At 36.0% G+C, this 16,847-nt stretch carries 18 protein-coding genes; 5 read left to right on the top strand and 13 right to left on the bottom strand.

Annotation, left to right across the window (positions count from 1 at the left end; all coding sequences use genetic code 11):
* Positions 1-31 precede the first annotated feature (31 nt).
* Positions 32-1,573, bottom strand: coding sequence for a S8 family serine peptidase (locus MYP_RS00505; protein WP_045457021.1), 1,542 nt, complete (start codon positions 1,571-1,573; stop codon positions 32-34).
* Positions 1,574-1,613: 40 nt separating this feature from the next.
* Between MYP_RS00505 and MYP_RS00500 the strand changes: the two genes are divergently transcribed.
* A complete protein-coding gene (locus tag MYP_RS00500) occupies positions 1,614-2,909 on the top strand; it encodes an aminopeptidase P N-terminal domain-containing protein (RefSeq protein WP_045457019.1) in 1,296 nt (431 codons plus the stop codon).
* Between the two features lie 131 nt (positions 2,910-3,040).
* Positions 3,041-3,913, top strand: coding sequence for a leucine-rich repeat domain-containing protein (locus MYP_RS00495; protein ID WP_052429840.1), 873 nt, complete (start codon positions 3,041-3,043; stop codon positions 3,911-3,913).
* A gap of 72 nt (positions 3,914-3,985) precedes the next feature.
* Here MYP_RS00495 and tsf read toward each other — a convergent pair whose 3' ends face one another.
* The 10 genes from tsf to MYP_RS00445 form a co-directional block, all read right to left on the bottom strand.
* Positions 3,986-4,816 carry a translation elongation factor Ts gene (tsf, locus tag MYP_RS00490; RefSeq protein ID WP_045457016.1) on the bottom strand — a complete coding sequence of 277 codons (831 nt, stop codon included), beginning with the start codon at positions 4,814-4,816 and terminating at the stop codon, positions 3,986-3,988.
* A gap of 112 nt (positions 4,817-4,928) precedes the next feature.
* Positions 4,929-5,687, bottom strand: a complete 759-nt coding sequence (gene rpsB, locus MYP_RS00485; RefSeq protein ID WP_028981880.1) for a 30S ribosomal protein S2 — start codon at positions 5,685-5,687, stop codon at positions 4,929-4,931.
* A 30-nt stretch (positions 5,688-5,717) separates the two neighbouring features.
* Positions 5,718-6,104 (bottom strand): 30S ribosomal protein S9, encoded by a 387-nt coding sequence (gene rpsI / locus MYP_RS00480; RefSeq protein ID WP_045457013.1) that lies wholly within the window; start codon positions 6,102-6,104, stop codon positions 5,718-5,720.
* Between the two features lie 16 nt (positions 6,105-6,120).
* A complete protein-coding gene (rplM, locus tag MYP_RS00475) occupies positions 6,121-6,564 on the bottom strand; it encodes a 50S ribosomal protein L13 (RefSeq protein ID WP_028981878.1) in 444 nt (147 codons plus the stop codon).
* Between the two features lie 148 nt (positions 6,565-6,712).
* On the bottom strand, positions 6,713-7,429 hold the full coding sequence (locus MYP_RS00470; protein ID WP_045457008.1) for an RluA family pseudouridine synthase: 717 nt from the start codon (positions 7,427-7,429) through the stop codon (positions 6,713-6,715).
* Positions 7,416-8,468 (bottom strand): sensor histidine kinase, encoded by a 1,053-nt coding sequence (locus MYP_RS00465; RefSeq protein WP_045457004.1) that lies wholly within the window; start codon positions 8,466-8,468, stop codon positions 7,416-7,418. The genes MYP_RS00470 and MYP_RS00465 overlap by 14 nt, the downstream gene beginning before the upstream one ends.
* 2 nt (positions 8,469-8,470) lie before the next feature.
* On the bottom strand, positions 8,471-9,157 hold the full coding sequence (locus tag MYP_RS00460) for a response regulator transcription factor (protein ID WP_045457001.1): 687 nt from the start codon (positions 9,155-9,157) through the stop codon (positions 8,471-8,473).
* Between the two features lie 15 nt (positions 9,158-9,172).
* Positions 9,173-10,519: a TlpA disulfide reductase family protein gene (locus tag MYP_RS00455; protein WP_045456998.1), complete on the bottom strand. Its 1,347-nt coding sequence runs from the start codon at positions 10,517-10,519 to the stop codon at positions 9,173-9,175.
* Positions 10,520-10,576: 57 nt separating this feature from the next.
* Positions 10,577-11,377, bottom strand: a complete 801-nt coding sequence (locus tag MYP_RS00450) for a DUF3108 domain-containing protein (RefSeq protein ID WP_045456995.1) — start codon at positions 11,375-11,377, stop codon at positions 10,577-10,579.
* A gap of 52 nt (positions 11,378-11,429) precedes the next feature.
* Entirely contained in the window at positions 11,430-12,416 is a 987-nt protein-coding gene (locus MYP_RS00445) for an aminopeptidase (RefSeq protein ID WP_231569983.1), read from the bottom strand.
* 360 nt (positions 12,417-12,776) lie between these two features.
* Here MYP_RS00445 and recA point away from each other — a divergent pair, with 360 nt between their 5' ends.
* The 3 genes from recA (at position 12,777) to MYP_RS00430 (ending at position 15,913) form a co-directional block, all read left to right on the top strand.
* Positions 12,777-13,883 carry a recombinase RecA gene (gene recA / locus MYP_RS00440; protein WP_045456989.1) on the top strand — a complete coding sequence of 369 codons (1,107 nt, stop codon included), beginning with the start codon at positions 12,777-12,779 and terminating at the stop codon, positions 13,881-13,883.
* 249 nt (positions 13,884-14,132) lie between these two features.
* Entirely contained in the window at positions 14,133-15,179 is a 1,047-nt protein-coding gene (queA, locus tag MYP_RS00435) for a tRNA preQ1(34) S-adenosylmethionine ribosyltransferase-isomerase QueA (protein WP_045456987.1), read from the top strand.
* Positions 15,180-15,229: 50 nt separating this feature from the next.
* Complete coding sequence (locus tag MYP_RS00430; protein ID WP_197059976.1) at positions 15,230-15,913, top strand: 2-C-methyl-D-erythritol 4-phosphate cytidylyltransferase; 684 nt, start codon at positions 15,230-15,232, stop codon at positions 15,911-15,913.
* Here the strand turns inward: MYP_RS00430 and MYP_RS00425 are convergent.
* Both MYP_RS00425 and MYP_RS00420 read right to left on the bottom strand, forming a co-directional pair.
* A complete protein-coding gene (locus MYP_RS00425) occupies positions 15,897-16,622 on the bottom strand; it encodes an ABC transporter ATP-binding protein (protein WP_052429839.1) in 726 nt (241 codons plus the stop codon). The two genes, MYP_RS00430 and MYP_RS00425, sit on opposite strands and share 17 nt — an antisense overlap.
* 3 nt (positions 16,623-16,625) lie before the next feature.
* Positions 16,626-16,847, bottom strand: coding sequence for a DUF2795 domain-containing protein (locus MYP_RS00420; RefSeq protein WP_028981867.1), 222 nt, complete (start codon positions 16,845-16,847; stop codon positions 16,626-16,628).

The raw sequence follows: 16,847 nt of genomic DNA, 5'->3' as shown, positions 1-16,847 counted from the left end.
TAACTCATAAGTACTGACAAATCGAAATCAACTAGTCCCAGATGATCTCCAGTACTTCCTGACCAAAAGCTACAGTAGTTCTGGCGATTCCTGGTATTCTCTTGATTTTCAGTCTGCCTTTGTGTACCGTACCGATTTCCTGGTATTTTACTATTGTTTCATTCTTTTTGTGAAACAGAACTACATCTGCATTGAGATTTTTATCAATCTTTATCTGAACCTTGGAGCCTGAAACATGTTTTTCATCAGAATGAGTTAACTTGAAATCTGGATTTTCCATTAGCGCTATGGCTCTTGAAGCAAGAGGAACTCCATATCCGATAAAGTTATTCCCATAAGGATATAAATGTCCGCTTTTTTCCATAATGGCTTTTAATTCCTTATTAGATTTATTAGGATCCATTTGCATCAGACAAGCGACAAATCCTGCAACAGCGGGAGCAGAAAATGAAGTACCATTTGGTGAAAAACAGCTAACATTAGGTTTCATGTAATTTAAAAACTCAGGACCAATGCTACTGTATGAAATTTTATCCCAATATCTGTCTCTGGTTGCTCCCACAGATAATACACCTTCTGCATCAGCAGGAGAAGAAATAATTCTCCAACCAGGATTACTACCTTCGTTTCCTGCAGATACAACAACAAATATTCCTTTATCTGCCACTGCAGTCTGAGCTGCTTTACTTATTCTGGTTGTTTTTCCGTTCATTTCTTCCGGTTTATAATTTTCTTTAGGATCATCCATATTTATCGCATATCCCAGAGAAGTATTCACCAGCCTTACTCCTAAACTATCCAACCATTCTATGGCTTCAATCCACTTATCTTCTTCTCCTCTGTATTCTCTTGCACCATTTTCAGTTCTTGCCAGGTAAAAATTACTGTTTACTGCCAAACCTGTCTGAGTTTTCTGCTGGGGGTAATATCCACTTATCATCTGAAGTACGGTTGTTCCATGAGAATCAGCATCAGTAGCAGATTCACTCATTATGTCCTTTCTGGAAGGATCCTGAAAATCTCTCTGGCCTTTAATCCTTTCTTCTTCAAATAAATGAACAAGATATCTATCTGAATTAGCCTGAAGAAAACCTGCATCTATTACACCTATGGTAACACCTTCCCCTGTAAGGTTTTTAGCCAGCATTGCATTCGACTGCATCTGTATCATTGCGATATGATAGTTTTCCGGTTTCAAATTAGTTTCGCTACCAGTAATGATAATATCCCTGTTAACCGGTTCCACTGATGCAACAAAAGGCATTTCGGATATTTGCTTCAACTGGTCTTGATTAAGAAATACAGAGACGGAATTAAACCATCGTGATTTACTTTGAATGTCAATACCGGAATTAGTGAGCGTCTTAATATATAGCGGATTAACAGGCACATCTGAGTATTGATATAGTGCCAGATTAAATCGTTTTCTGTTTTTGATCGTTTCGGAACTTAAATACTTTTCGTAATCATAATTCTGAATATCTTTATCTTTAAAATTAACCCAGTATTTATTCTGGCCGAACGAATAAACTGAAATGAAACAAAAGAATATGGTTTTTATTATTTTATTCATAAATATCAATTTTCAAAACGATTTATAAAATTACTTTAAAATGAAATACCTACCTATTGATAAGGGCCTTTTTGTAAAAAACAGATCAAATTTTGTTAGTCAACTTAAACCCGGGTCCATTGCAATATTTGTTTCCAATGATATATATCCCACCAATGCTGACGGCACTCTGCCCTTCCGACAAAATAACGATCTATTTTACCTCTCAGGTATAGACCAGGAAGAGACTATTCTTGTTTTATTTCCTGATGCAAAAAGTGAGTCTCTAAGGGAAATTCTTTTTATCAGAGAAACGAATGAACATATCGCAACCTGGGAAGGAAACAAACTTACTAAAACCGAAGCTTCAGCGGCATCAGGGATTCCCACTATATACTGGTCTTCTCAGTTTAAATCTGTATTAAACTCTTTAATATTCGACTGCTCTTCGATTTACTTAAACTACAATGAGCATACCAGAGCAGATAAACAAGTATTGTCAAAGGAAGAAAGATTTGCAAAATGGTGTAAGAAAAATTACCCCTTACATACCTATGAACGATCTGCTCCCATTCTTCATAAACTCCGGTCAATAAAATCAGAAATAGAAATAGAACAGATGAAAACAGCTGTGAATATCACAGAAAAAGCTTTCAGGAGAGTACTAAACTTCGTAAAACCTGGAGTAATGGAATACGAAATTGAGGCAGAAATAGCTTACGAATTTCTTAAAAACCGTTCACGCGGACCTGCTTATCAATCCATAATCGCTTCTGGAGCAAACAGTTGTATTCTACATTATGTAGTAAATGACCAAAGGTGTAAAGATGGGGATATACTGCTCCTGGACTTTGGAGCGGAATATGCCAACTATGCTGCAGACCTCACCAGAAGTATACCAGTAAATGGAAAATACACCTCAAGACAGAAAGATGTTTACAATGCCGTCCTTAAAGTCATGAAAGAAGCTAAAAAACTCTTGGTGGCAGGAAATAATTTTAAAACCTACAATGAAACCGTAGGTAAAATTGTGGAAGAAGAATTAATAAAACTAAAACTACTTGACAATAAGGAAGTTAAAAACCAAGACCCAGCCAATCCATTATACAGAAAATATTTTATGCATGGAGTCAGTCACTACCTAGGTCTGGACGTACACGATGTAGGCAGCAGAAATGCCATATTTGAAAACGGAATGGTTTTTACCGTCGAGCCAGGCATTTATATTAAAGAAGAAGGATTAGGCATACGAATTGAAAATAATATACTTCTTTCAGAAAAAGGACCAATCGATTTAATGGAAAATATTCCAATTGAAGCTGACGAAATTGAAGAACTAATGAATTCAGGCAAATAATTTTTGTACCTTTGGCAACTCTCAAAAAAATCTTCCTCTGAATATGAGGAGGAAGCATTATTTGTGAAAAACTTATTGTAACCTTTGTTTAAAAGCTCAAGTACAAATCAAAAAGGAATAATACTACTCCTATGAAACAGTTTTTTACCGTAGGCCTTATTTTCATTTTCATAACGCTTTCCAGTTTTAATCAGCCTGATGCCAAGACTTATTATGAAAATGGTTTAGCTAGTCTTAATAGAAAAGAATATATTCAGGCCATTGGGGAATTTACCAACGCAATTAGCTTAAAACCTGATTTTGCAGATGCTTATTACCATCGAGCATATGCTAAGGATCTTTTAGGCAAGAAAATGGGATTCTTCAGCTCAGAGCTATGTACTGATTTTGTAAGTGCAATGAAATTGGGGAAAGAAGATGCCGCTGCAAAACTTGAAAAGAGCTGCATGGGCGAATGTTTTGACCTGGATGGTGCTTTTTTTGAACCGGAAGTAGTTTATTGTGCGGATTTTAGCTCTAAAATTCTGACCGATTTACCGGCAAATAGTGACCACCTGATTTACCTGGTAAAACTTAATTTCTTTAATAACAAAGCAACTACAATCTCTGATAAATTCGGGAAACTAACTGCTCTGTTATCATTAGATCTTAATAGTAACCAGATAACAACTGTTTCTCCTTCTATAGGAAAATTAGTACATCTCAAGGAATTAAGTCTTAACAAAAATAAAATTACGACGCTTCCTTATGAATTCGGGAATCTGAAAAATCTTAAGATATTAAATCTAAGACAAAACGCATTAGCAGAGTTACCCAAATCTGTCGCAACTTTATCCTCTCTTGAAACTCTTGACCTGGCGCTAAACAAACTAACCAGTTTGCCAATAGAAATAGCAAACTTAAAAAATCTTAAAACTCTTGTTCTGGTTGGAAATGAGTTAAGTAAAAAAGAACAAGATAAGGTAAAAGCCTTATTACCAAACACTACCATTCACTTCGAATAAAAAGAAGAAGTATATAAATAAAAAAGTCCCGGAATTCGGGACTTTTTTATTTATTAAAATTTATGTTTTTAATTAGTTTACAGAAATTCTTCTGAAAGCAGAAACTGTCAAGCCTTTCTGAACACTATCAAGCATCTGGCTGATAGTTTTAGAATTATCTTTTACGAATTCTTGGTTCAACAATGTATTGTCTTTATAGAATTTATTCAATTTACCAAGAGCGATTTTCTCAAGCATAGCTTCTGCTTTTCCTTCAGCTCTTGCCTGCTCTTTTCCAATCTCAATCTCTCTTTGAACAACACTTGGATCTACATCACCTTTATCAAGAGCAATTGGCTTCATAGCAGCGATTTGCATTGCTACATCTTTACCAACTTCAGTAAAGTTACCGCCAGCTACACCTTTAAGAGCAACCAATACTCCAAGTTTAGCACCACCATGGATATAAGGAACAACCTGATCACCAGTAACTCTCTCGTAAGAACTTACTTCTACCTTTTCGCCAATTTTACCAACTAGATCTGTGATATGTTCCTGAATTGAAAGGTTTCCAGATTTCAGGCTAAGTAACTCATCAATTGATGCTGGTTTATTTTTGTCAGCAACCTCAAGGATCATTGATCCTAGTTTCTGGAACTCTTCATTTTTCGCTACAAAATCTGTTTCGCAGTTCAATGCAACAATAATACCTTCATTGCCTTTGTCATTTGTTTTCACAAATACGGAACCTTCTTTAGCTTCTTTATCAGATCTTGAAGCTGATACTTTTTGACCTTTTTTTCTAAGAATATCAATGGCAGTTTCGAAATCTCCATTTGCTTCTGTAAGTGCCTTTTTGCAATCCATCATTCCGGCACCTGTCATTTGTCTTAGCTTATTAACATCTGTTGCTGATATAGACATCGCTTTAAGTATGTTTAAAGTTTTTATTTAGTTTTGATTGTGAACACCCTAAAAAAAATTGAACATTGAAGGAAGTCCAATGTTCAACTTTATAATTGATAAGAATTTTTAATTATTCTTCGATATCTGCGGATCTCTTAGTTTCTTCTTCCTCTTTCAGTTTGGCATCATCTTTATCTTTCTTTCTCTCAACCAAACCCTCCTCGATAGCCTGACCGATCGCCTGTGTGATAATTGCAATTGATTTGTATGCATCATCATTAGCAGGGATTGGGAATTCAACCGTATTTGGATCTGAGTTTGTATCAACCATCGCAAACACTGGTATATTTAATTTTTTCGCTTCTTTGATTGCGATATGCTCCTTTTTAGCATCTACAACAAAAAGAGCTGCAGGAAGACGAGTTAACTCAGAAATACCTCCAAGTACTTTCTCCAATTTTTCTCTTTCTCTTGTAATTGTAAGTTTTTCTCTTTTTGCAAGTGCTGTATAAGATTCATCTTTCATCAACTTATCGATAGAAGACATCTTCTTAAGAGATTTTCTTACTGTAACAAAATTGGTCAGCATTCCACCTAACCATCTTTCAGTTGCATAAGGCATTTTAAGTCTTTTCGCCTCTTCGGCTACAACTTCTTTTGCCTGCTTTTTAGTTGCTACGAAAAGGACTTTTCTTCCTGATCTTACAACACCTTTAATAGCAGCACAAGCATCGTCAAGACAAGCAAGCGTTTTATTTAAATCGATCAAGTGGATTCCATTTTTCTCCATGAAGATGTATGGAGCCATTTTAGGATCCCACTTTCTGGTTAAGTGACCGAAGTGAACACCTGCCTCTAATAAGTCTTTATATTCTATTTTCTTTGCCATCGTCAAATCGAGATCTGAATTTCTATAATATTAACGTTTACTGAACTGGAATCTTCTTCTAGCTTTTCTTCTACCATATTTCTTTCTCTCAACCATTCTTGGATCCCTGGTTGTAAGACCTTCCTTCTTCAGTGGCAGACGACTATCCGAGCTAATTTCGATCAATGCTCTGGAGATTGCAAGTCTAACAGCTTCTGCCTGACCTCTTATACCTCCACCCTGAACATTTACATTCACATCATATTTACCAAGAGCATTGGTTAGTGCAAATGGTTGATTTACTGTAGTCTGAAGTATTTCATTCGGAAAATACTCTTTTAAATCTCTGTCGTTTACAGTAACGTTTCCTTTGCCTGAAGTTAAATATATTCTTGCTACGGATGTTTTTCTTCTGCCTATTGCGTTAATAGTTTCCATTAACTATATTTCTTAATTATAGATTGATGACTTTTGGTTGTTGAGCTGCATGCGGATGCTCTGCACCTTCATATACATACAGATTTTTGAAAATAGCTCTTCCGATTCTGTTTTTAGGTAACATTCCTCTTACAGCATTTTCAATAATATATCTAGAAGACTTGTTTTTCAATTCACGAGGTGTTGTGAATCTTTGTCCACCTGGATGACCAGTGTGTCTTGTGTAAACTTTATCTTCAAATTTCTTCCCGGTAAAGCGAACTTTATCAGCATTAATAACGATAACGTTATCTCCACAATCCACATTGGGAGTGAAACTAGCTTTATGTTTTCCCCTGATAATTTTTGCAATCTCACTCGCAACTCTACCTACAATCAGATTCTCTGCATCTACGATAACCCAGTCTTTCTTAACTGTCTCATTAGTCGCAAAACTGGTTCTATAACTTATGCTATCCATTTTTAATTTTTATTCTGTTTACTATATAAAGCATACTTCCCCTTAAAAAGGGACACAAAGATATAACTTTATATTTTCAAAAACAACTTTACCGAAAAAATTTGCAATTCTTTATCCACATTCATTAAAAGAACTAAGGATCAACAATTTAGGAGTATTTTTTTAATTGTTTTACCAAAACTTCAAAATCCTTAGGATAAGGGGCTTCTGCAAAGATAGTCTTTTCTTCGCTATTTTTAAACTCCAAAGATCTGGCATGGAGGGCTACTCTCTGAATAAGGGGCATTTCTTCTGTATCCTGCTTCAAATTAAAATTTTTCTTTAATGAAGATAAATATAAAGGTTTACCACCATATTGCCCATCACAGGTTATCGGTGCTTTTAAACATGTCAGATGTATCCTGATCTGGTGCATCCTCCCTGTAATAGGATAACAGGCCACTAATGTATGCTTTTTAAATACTTCTATCGTATTAAAAATTGTTTCCGCAATTTTTCCTTTTTGTTTATCAATTTTCACTATTCCATCTGAGCTGGCATAAATAGGCAAATAAACATCCACACCCTCAAATTCATGAACTCCATCAACAACAGCATGATATTGTTTGGTAACATTTCTGTCCTCAAACTGAATAGACAAGTGACGGTAAGCTTCCGGTGTTTTTGCCAATGCCAAAACACCAGATGTTTCTTTGTCAAGCCTATGACAAACCTTAATATCCGGATAGATTTCTCTTGCCATTTCAAGAATGTTGGTCTTGGTAGCATCTCTATCTTCCAGTGTAGATATATAAGGAGGTTTATTTATCAATAAATATTCCTCATCTTCAAAAATTATCAGGTCTTTAAAACTAGCCCTTTTCATTAATTACTTTACCTTTCCTTAGTTTAAAAGAGAATATAGTTCCTTCTCCCATTATACTTGACACATAAATCTTTGAGTCATGAGCTTCCAAAATATGCTTTACAATGGCCAGCCCCAGCCCTGTCCCACCTTTGTCTTTTGATCTGCTTTTCTCAACTCTGTAAAACCTCTCAAAAATTCTGTTTAAATGCCTTGATTCTATTCCCGGTCCATCATCCTGAACAGAAACGAACACATAATCATTCTGATAATTAAAGGAAACAGTAATGTTGCCTCTCTCCTTTCCATACTTTATCCCATTTACTATGAGGTTTGTGAGTACCTGGCCTATTCTGTATTTATCTGCATAAATATAACATGACCTGGGTGTATGTTTGTGAAATCTGAGCTTCACGCCTCTTCTTCCTGCAGTTTCCTCCAGCTGCTCAAATATATCCTCTGCAAGTCTGTGAATATCAAAATTCTGACATTGCATTTTTATTTCCCCTATTTCTAATTGAGAAATAGTTAGAAGATCTTCAACCAGAACATTAAGACTATCGAGATTATTTGCAGCTTTAGTAAGAAATTTATCCCTTACTCCTTCGTCTTCAATAGCCCCATCAATTAAAGTATGAATAAAACCCTGGGCTGCAAAGATAGGGGTTTTTAATTCGTGGGAAACATCAGCCAGAAACTCTCTGCGAAAGGTTTCCAGCTTCTTTAATTCTGTAATTTCCTGCTCTTTCCTCGAGGCAAAATCAACAATCTCTTCATGCAGTCTAGAAAGAGGGTCTTCCACTTTCACAAGTTCCCCTTTGGTCAGCTCATAATCCTTCTTTTTTACTTTGGTAAGGAGTGTATAGAGCTTATGAATTTCTGTAAAAATCAAATGCTCAAACACCAGATAGTATAAAAGATAAGTTAATACAAACACTATCACCGTGGCTCCCAAAATATAAAGCTGGCTAATATCAGTGTATAATGAAAAGAAGCAGGCAGTTATTACTCCGGTCCACAAAGCCAATAGGACAGGAAGAATTTTAGAATTAGATAACATCACTAATCAATGTTCTCAAATTTATATCCGATACCTTTGACGGTTTTGATATAATCCTCCCCTATTTTCTCTCGTACTTTTCTGATATGTACATCGACTGTCCGAGGAACAACAAAGACATCCGTACCCCATATTTTTTTCAACAGGTCATCTCTGCTAAATACCGTATTAGGATGCTGTGTCAGAAAATAAAGCAATTCGAATTCTTTTTTCGGAAGGACAATTTCCTCATCATCCTTCTTTACCACATAACTTGATCTGTCAATAATGAGTCTGCCTATCTTAACAGATTCATGTTCAATTTTATTCTTTGAATCTCTCCTAAAAAAAGCTGATACTCTGCTCATTAATGCCCTGGGCTTTATAGGCTTTGTAAGATAATCATCAGCTCCTGCATCAAATGCAGCTACTTCAGAATATTCTTCGGATCTGGCGGTAAGAAAAATTATAAAGACATCTTTTAGCTTAGTGATTTCTTTTATCCTTCTGCATGTTTCAACGCCATCCATTTTTGGCATCATAATATCCAAAAGAATTAATTGAGGAAGAAATTCCTTTGCCACTTCTATCCCCTTCACACCACTGGTAGCAGTACGAACTTCATATCCTTCCTTTTCAAGGTTATATTGAAGAAGTTCCAGGATATCAGGTTCATCGTCTACTATCAGTACTTTATTATTCTTACTCATATCAATTCAATAAGATCATTTACAAAGTGACTCCAGCATATTTACGAGGCTTTCCCCTCTTAAATTAGTTGCTACGACCTTGCCATCTTTATCTAAAAGAAAAGTAGCTGGAATGCCCCTTACCCCATATAGCTGGGCAGCAGATGACTGCCAGCCCTTTAAATCAGATACATGAGACTCCCATTTTAATCCATCTTTTAGAATTGCCTGGGTCCAATTATCTTTATTATTATCCAGAGATACGCTGTAGACAGTGAATCCTTTATCTTTAAACATATCATAAGCCCTGACTACATTCGGATTTTCCTTTCTGCATGGGCCGCACCAGGAAGCCCAGAAATCAAGTAATACAATCTTGCCCTTCAGGGATGAGAGAGTAATTACTTTTCCTGAAGGATCCGTAAGTTTAATATCCGGAGCTTCTTCACCCACCGCTGGAGCTCCTTTGGGAATGGTTTTGATAAATTTTATTGCAAAAGGAGATTTTGGATATTCTTTTTCATAAGCAACAGCAAGCGACCTCGCAGTGGACTGATCGTGTGGTAAAAATATCTTTATGAATGTACTATAAACAATTTCCCGCTGCAGTGAGCCTGGAAGAGTTAGAGACATGATCCTATTAGCTGCAAGCTTATATTCTTCAATGTTTGGCTCAACAAAACGCTGTAAATACATGGAAATCTTTGAAGAGAGCATATCTCCTCTTGATAATTCATCATCTTTGAAATCAGAAGGCTTAAAGAAATTTTCCCTCGTAGTAGAATCATCAGTATGGAAGACGTTCCCTAACTTTCCTATAAAATACCCATCATAATTCTTTGAGATTTCTTTATAAAAATTATTAAGATCTCTGTTTAAAGAATCTAGCTTTACCTGTAATTTCTTAATCTCTACTGAATAATTTTCAGAATTATAAGCATTTTGGGCCATGATATGCTGAGCTTCTTTGTCAAGTTTAGCCAGGTGTTGCTGATATTCGTTATTGCGTTTCAGAAACAAAATATATCCTTCATTCTCTTTGCTTTTATCTATATGCAGTCCCGCTGGGATATTATTCAAATCTGCTGATACAGAAAGATTCTCTTCTCCTAAAATACATACAAAGGAATTCTCCTCAGATACCCCTATTCTATAAAATCCGCGGGGAAGGGCATTTTTAAACTTAAAAGAAAATAAGCCATTGTTTAATTTGACCGAATCCGATTTTGTTATTTCAGGACCAAAAATCCTGTAAAGATATACATATGGATTTTTACCAGAATTTTTAAATTCTCCGGTGACAGTTACACCTTTCCCAATAGATAAATGGCTTATAAATAGGAAAAACAGGAATAAACTCTTGTAATATTTAGTGAAATTCATGGAAGTTCTCAGTAAAACTTTTGCATAAATTTAAGCAATTGACTGGAGAAATCAGTGTTACTTAAAACAAATAGGGTGCTTAAGTCCCTCATAACCTTTTAAATCAATCTCTACAGCTCCAACTACCATATCTGCTTCTACCTTCAGAGGTATTTTATTTTTATCATCTGAAAGCCACAACCTGATGGAGCTTCCACCTTTAAACAATTCGTTATCAGGCATTATAGGTGACAATTTAATTGCAGTAATAGAACCGAATTTTGTTTTCACCTGCCCCTTTCCTAGATACTTTACTGAAAAATCATAAAGTTTATCCTCAAAAAAAGCATTTACCTTAAGTGTATCATTTAAATGGAGGGCATTGTAATTTATTGTTCGGAGAAAATAATAACCACTTATAATATCCTGCACATCATCTGTAATAGAATATATTCTTGTCTCTTTTTTATTCCCCTTTGTCTCTCTTTCAAGATTCACCTGATTACTTTTGTAATCAAAGTAAGCATATTCCTTTAATCGGTACTTACCTTCTTCAATTGTACGAAACGCTCTCTGAGGATTTTTTGAGGAAGTGTCAATATAGGTTCCCCATTGGTCTCTGATTCTTAATGCAAAATCAAATGCGCCGGTTGATCGTCCCGTTACCGTGGCCTTATAGCAAACCTTATTATTAACCAGATAAAGCTTAGGGTGAACCTCGATCCTCGCCTCACCTGCATTCATAAAACCATAATGAATTCTGTACTCCAGCACTTCATTGGGACCATAAGGCATCTCTCTGGAAATAGGCAAAGAAGGTCCTACAAATCCGAACAGGAAAGGAATAAGGCCAATTAAAAAAAGTAATTTATTTTTCATGCTACTTACTATGGTAAAAGAACCTACGAGATCTCCATTATTACTCCAAAATTTATAGTAAAGGATATCTCTTTTTCAAATGATCCAAATACCTTTTAAAATTACCATTAAATTTGGTATTCAACTCAATTTTAAATTCATCCTGTTTGGATAAATATCTTTGATAATCCAAAAAGAAAGTATTGTTGACATTTTTATTCTTCCGAACTTTTTTCCCGTTAGAAATTAAAAAGTCCCTGAAAATAGTTGTTACTCTTGACAGATAGATTTCTTTCCTTTTTAATTTTTCCTGCAAAGACATTGCCGATCCTAATGTTTTATAAAATATTTTCAGAGAATCTGAATGAGCAAGGACCAGGTCGGCAAACTTATCCGAAACTTCCTCTGATTTTTGAAAATCTTTCAATTCAGGAGAGTCAGGTCCATATTTGGATTTCAGGAATAGCAAAGCTCCCTCATAACCAACGAAACTAGCCAGATTTTCATTGAATTCCACATTATCTTTTGCATACAATGTGCTATGAGTAAGTTCATGAATAAAAAGATCGGCCAACGCTCCAGGACTTTTATCCAGCATACTCGATAAAATAGGATCATTAAAAAAACCTAAAGTAGACCATGCTCCTACTTCATCTATTGATGTGTCAAATCCCCTTTGACTCATTTTTCTTTCTTCTTCCACAGCCTTTTCATAATCAAAGAAGCCTTTGTAGGAAAAACTTCCGGCGATAGGAAATGACCACTCAAATGCTTTTAACTCAAATGGTTCAGAGGCAGTTACAACCCACAAAATAGGCTTTCCTTTTTGATCATAAAATGATGTATACTGATCTTTAACATCTAATCCAAGAGAATCTTTTGCAAAAGCCTTAATCTCATCTATAAGTCTGATCTTCTGCTTGATAGAATCTGCAACATGAACATCCTCCAAAACCTCACTCACAGGTCTGGTATTCCGTATAATTGAAATTTGACCTTTCGCCTGACCAAGACCATAAATTAGTTCTTTATGATAAAATCCAAGAAACAGTATCAACAAACTGATTAATGTTAAAAAAAAGTATCTGAGGACTTTTTTAACTTTTATTGAGCTCTTATTCATTTTCGATGTAAATCTAAAAAATCGTTTAATAGTTTCATTGAACCGGATATTTTACATTTCTCCCTTGTTAATAACTTTTCAAGTCAAATTTTAGAGATCCGAACTAAAATTTTTAATTTTCAACTATAAATGAAAATTCTCCCAAGGCGAACTTTTACATTTATCTACTTTGTTAAAAATTTTAACATACACATCTAATTAAATACCAGCAACTTTAAAACAAAAAATAAAATTTAAAATATTTCTTGCTAATTATTTTAGCAACTTGTAATATTGCATAAATATTAATCATCTCACATGAGCAAAGCCGAAAAACTAAAAGCCCTTCAGCTGACAATAGATAAGCTGGAAAAAACATACGGAAAAGGTACCGTAATGAAGTTAAGTGATGAAAAAGTTACAGATGTTCCTGCAATCGGAACCGGTTCACTTGGACTTGATCTTGCTTTAGGTATTGGAGGTTTGCCACGTGGAAGGATAGTTGAGATATATGGTCCTGAATCTTCAGGAAAAACAACTCTGACGATGCACTGCATTGCCGAAGCTCAAAGACAAGGCGGTCTTGCTGCATTTATAGATGCAGAGCACGCGTTTGACAAAGTTTACGCAGAGAAGTTGGGAATAGATACTGAAAACCTTCTTATTTCACAACCTGACAATGGTGAGCAAGCGCTTGAAATTGCAGAGCATCTTATCAGATCTGGAGCTATTGATATCATTGTAATTGACTCTGTAGCGGCTTTGGTTCCCAAAGGCGAGATTGAAGGTGAAATGGGAGACAGCAAGATGGGCTTACAAGCAAGATTAATGTCGCAGGCACTTAGAAAGCTTACAGGAGCTATTAACAAAACTGGCTGCTGCTGTATATTCATCAACCAGCTAAGAGATAAGATCGGTGTTATGTTCGGTAACCCTGAGACTACAACCGGCGGAAATGCACTTAAATTCTATGCTTCCGTAAGACTGGATATCCGTCGTATAGGCCAGATTAAAGAAGGTGCTGAGAATATTATCGGTAACAGAACCAAAGTAAAAGTTGTAAAAAATAAGCTTGCACCTCCTTTCAAAGTTGTTGAGTTTGATATCATGTATGGAGAAGGTATTTCTAAAGTGGGTGAAATAATTGACCTTGGAGTTGAGCTTGAAATTATTCAGAAATCCGGATCATGGTTCTCCTACTCAGGAAACAAACTAGGTCAGGGTAGAGATGCTGTGAAAGAAATTCTTTCTGACAATCCTGAACTTATGGAGGAAATAGATGCTAAAATCAGAGCTAAGATCATGCAATCCTCTGACGCTCTTGACGATAAAGAAAAAAAAGAAGAAGAACCAACTCCTGCACCTTCCAAACCAGCAAAAGCTGAAAAGGCAGAAAAAGCTGAGAAAGCCGAAAAGGTTAAATAAACAGACATCCTATTTATATATTCATAATCAAAAAGCTGAGCCCCATCGCGTTCAGCTTTTTGCTTTTAGAGAGACTCAGCTAAACTGCTCTCTTCCATTAAATTTCAACTTAAAATTTAAAATTATTAGGCCAGAATTTTCACGCAGGTAAAGTTAATTACACAAAAAAAAATTAAGGCTGAATCGAAAATCAAAACAATTATTATCTTTGCAAGCCCTATTTTAAATTTAATACCGTAATATTAACGAATGAAACTCTCAGAATTTAAGTTTACCCTACCTTCAGAATTACTTGCTCTTTATCCTGCAGAAAACAGAGACGAATCACGACTAATGGTTGTAAATCGTGCTGACGGAACCATTGAGCATAGAATCTTCAAAGACATTGTTGATTACTTCGGCGAAGGCGATGTAATGGTCATCAATAACACTAAAGTATTTCCTGCACGTCTTTATGGAAATAAAGAAAAAACCGGTGCAAAAATTGAAGTCTTCCTTCTTAGAGAATTAAATCAGGAAGCACATCTCTGGGATGTACTTGTTGACCCGGCACGTAAGATCAGAGTTGGAAACAAACTTTACTTCGGAGATGGAGATCTGGTCGCCGAAGTTATCGATAATACTACATCAAGAGGTAGAACTATCAGATTCCTGTTTGACGGCACTGATGAGGAATTTTACAAAACCATTGATAGCCTTGGAGAAACTCCTCTTCCGAAATACATAAAAAGGAAAGCGGAACCTGCAGACCGCGACAGATATCAAACCATCTATGCTGAACATACTGGTGCTGTAGCTGCTCCGACTGCCGGCCTTCATTTTACTAAACAGGTAATGAAACGTCTGGAAATCGAAGGCGTTAACTTTGCTCCGATAACATTGCATGTTGGATTAGGTACTTTCAGACCTGTAGATGTCGAAGATCTTACAAAACACAAGATGGACTCTGAAAATTTTGTAGTTAGTGATGAAACTGCAAAATTAGTGAATACCGCACTTGATAATAAAAAACGAGTTTGTGCAATTGGAACAACATCTGTCAGGTCGCTGGAGTCTTCTACTTCAGCAAACAACAGACTAAAACCAAACCAAGGATGGACAGACAAATTCATCTTCCCTCCTTACGATTTCAAAATTGCCAATGCTTTGCTTACTAACTTCCACATGCCTGAGTCAACTCTGCTTATGCTTACATGCGCATTTGGAGGGTATGACCTGGTAATGAAAGCTTATAAAACAGCCATCAAAGAACGCTACAGATTCTTTAGCTATGGTGATGCAATGCTTATCTTGTAAGTAAAAACTCTTAAATACACATCCGGCAGCAATGCCGGATGTTTTTTCTTATGGAAGCTCTGCCAAAATATGCCATCATTGTTGCCGGAGGGAGTGGTACCAGAATGAACAGCGAGGTGCCCAAGCAATTTATTCTGCTAAATGGTCTTCCTATTTTGATGCATACAGTCAAAAACTTTTTTTTCTACGATTCTAAAATCACAATCATACTGGTCCTACCATCATCGCAGATTTCTGCATGGAACCACCTATGCCAAGAGCACCATTTTAATTTTCCTTTAGAGATCGTACATGGAGGAAATACAAGATTTCAGTCTGTAAAAAATGGTTTAGCTCACATCAAGGAAGAACGCGGATTGGTGGCCATTCACGATGGAGTAAGACCTTTGATACGTAAGAATATTATTCAAAATGCCTTCAAATCAGCTGAAATTTATGGAAGTGGTATTGTTGCTGTCAACTCTAAAGATTCTCTGAGAGTACTTAAAGGAAATGAATCTGAAGCTGTTGACAGGAGCCTTTACAAATGCATTCAGACTCCTCAATGCTTTGACCTCAATTTACTGAAAAAAGCTTTTGACACTGAAGAATTACCTACTTTCACAGATGACGCTACAGTATTTGAACATGCGGGTCATAAGATTTCACTAGTAGAAGGCGGTTATGAAAACATTAAAATAACTACCCCAGAAGATTTGATTATTGCAGAGGCTTTGCTTAAAAATTTTTGTTAGGCTTACGCTGTAAAATTAAATTTATATTTTTTTTCAGACATTCTCTATTCAAAACCTGAGGTCTGGGATCTTTCTCTGAAAAGTTTAACAGATATCCATCCATTGTTTCAAGATAATACAGATCATGTGTGATGCAGAAAACTGTCTTGTTAAACCGTTTTACCCAAGCCTCCATCAAATCGAAAAGCACTTTCTTATAATATAGATCAAGATACTGAGTGGGCTCATCCAACAGGTAAATCTCTGCTTCCTGAATCATCATCTGAGCAAGCCAGACAAGCTGCTGCTCCCCTCCTGACAAATGATTAAAATCCTTTTCATAAAGGTCCGGTCTTTCCAAAAATTCCAATATCTCCCGAACCCGGTCAAAGTCCTCATTTGTATAATTTTCAAAAAAACTTTTCCGTCTAAAAAGTCCCATCACCACAATATCCTTCACTTTAATCTGAAAATTAACCAGATTTCTTTGCTCCAGTATTGCAATCTCACGTGGACTTGTTTGGCTTTTGTTGACCTTTTGATCAAAAAGAAAAATCTCACCCTTATAAGGGTGAGATTGTATCAAAGACTTGAAAAATGTCGTTTTACCGCAACCATTATGACCGATAATTGCCACAAAAGAAGGCTTTTCGATAGCAAAAGAAACACCTTCTATTATTAACTTTCCTTCAAAGCCTAGTGAAAGGTCTTTAACTTCAAGTACAGGCAATTTTTAATACTCGTCTTCATTGAAGAAGAAATCATCTTTGGTCGGATAATCCGGCCAGATTTCCTCAATACTTTCATAAGGCTGACCATCATCTTCCAGTTCCTGAAGGTTTTCAACAACTTCCATTGGAGCGCCAGAACGAATTGAAAAGTCTATCAATTCATCCTTGGTAGCAGGCCAGGGAGCATCTTCCAGGTAAGAAGCCAATTCTAATGTCCAGTACAT

The organism is Sporocytophaga myxococcoides (genome assembly GCF_000775915.1).
In the GTDB taxonomy this organism is placed as follows: domain Bacteria; phylum Bacteroidota; class Bacteroidia; order Cytophagales; family Cytophagaceae; genus Sporocytophaga; species Sporocytophaga myxococcoides_A.
This window is presented reverse-complemented; position numbering and strand designations above follow the sequence as displayed.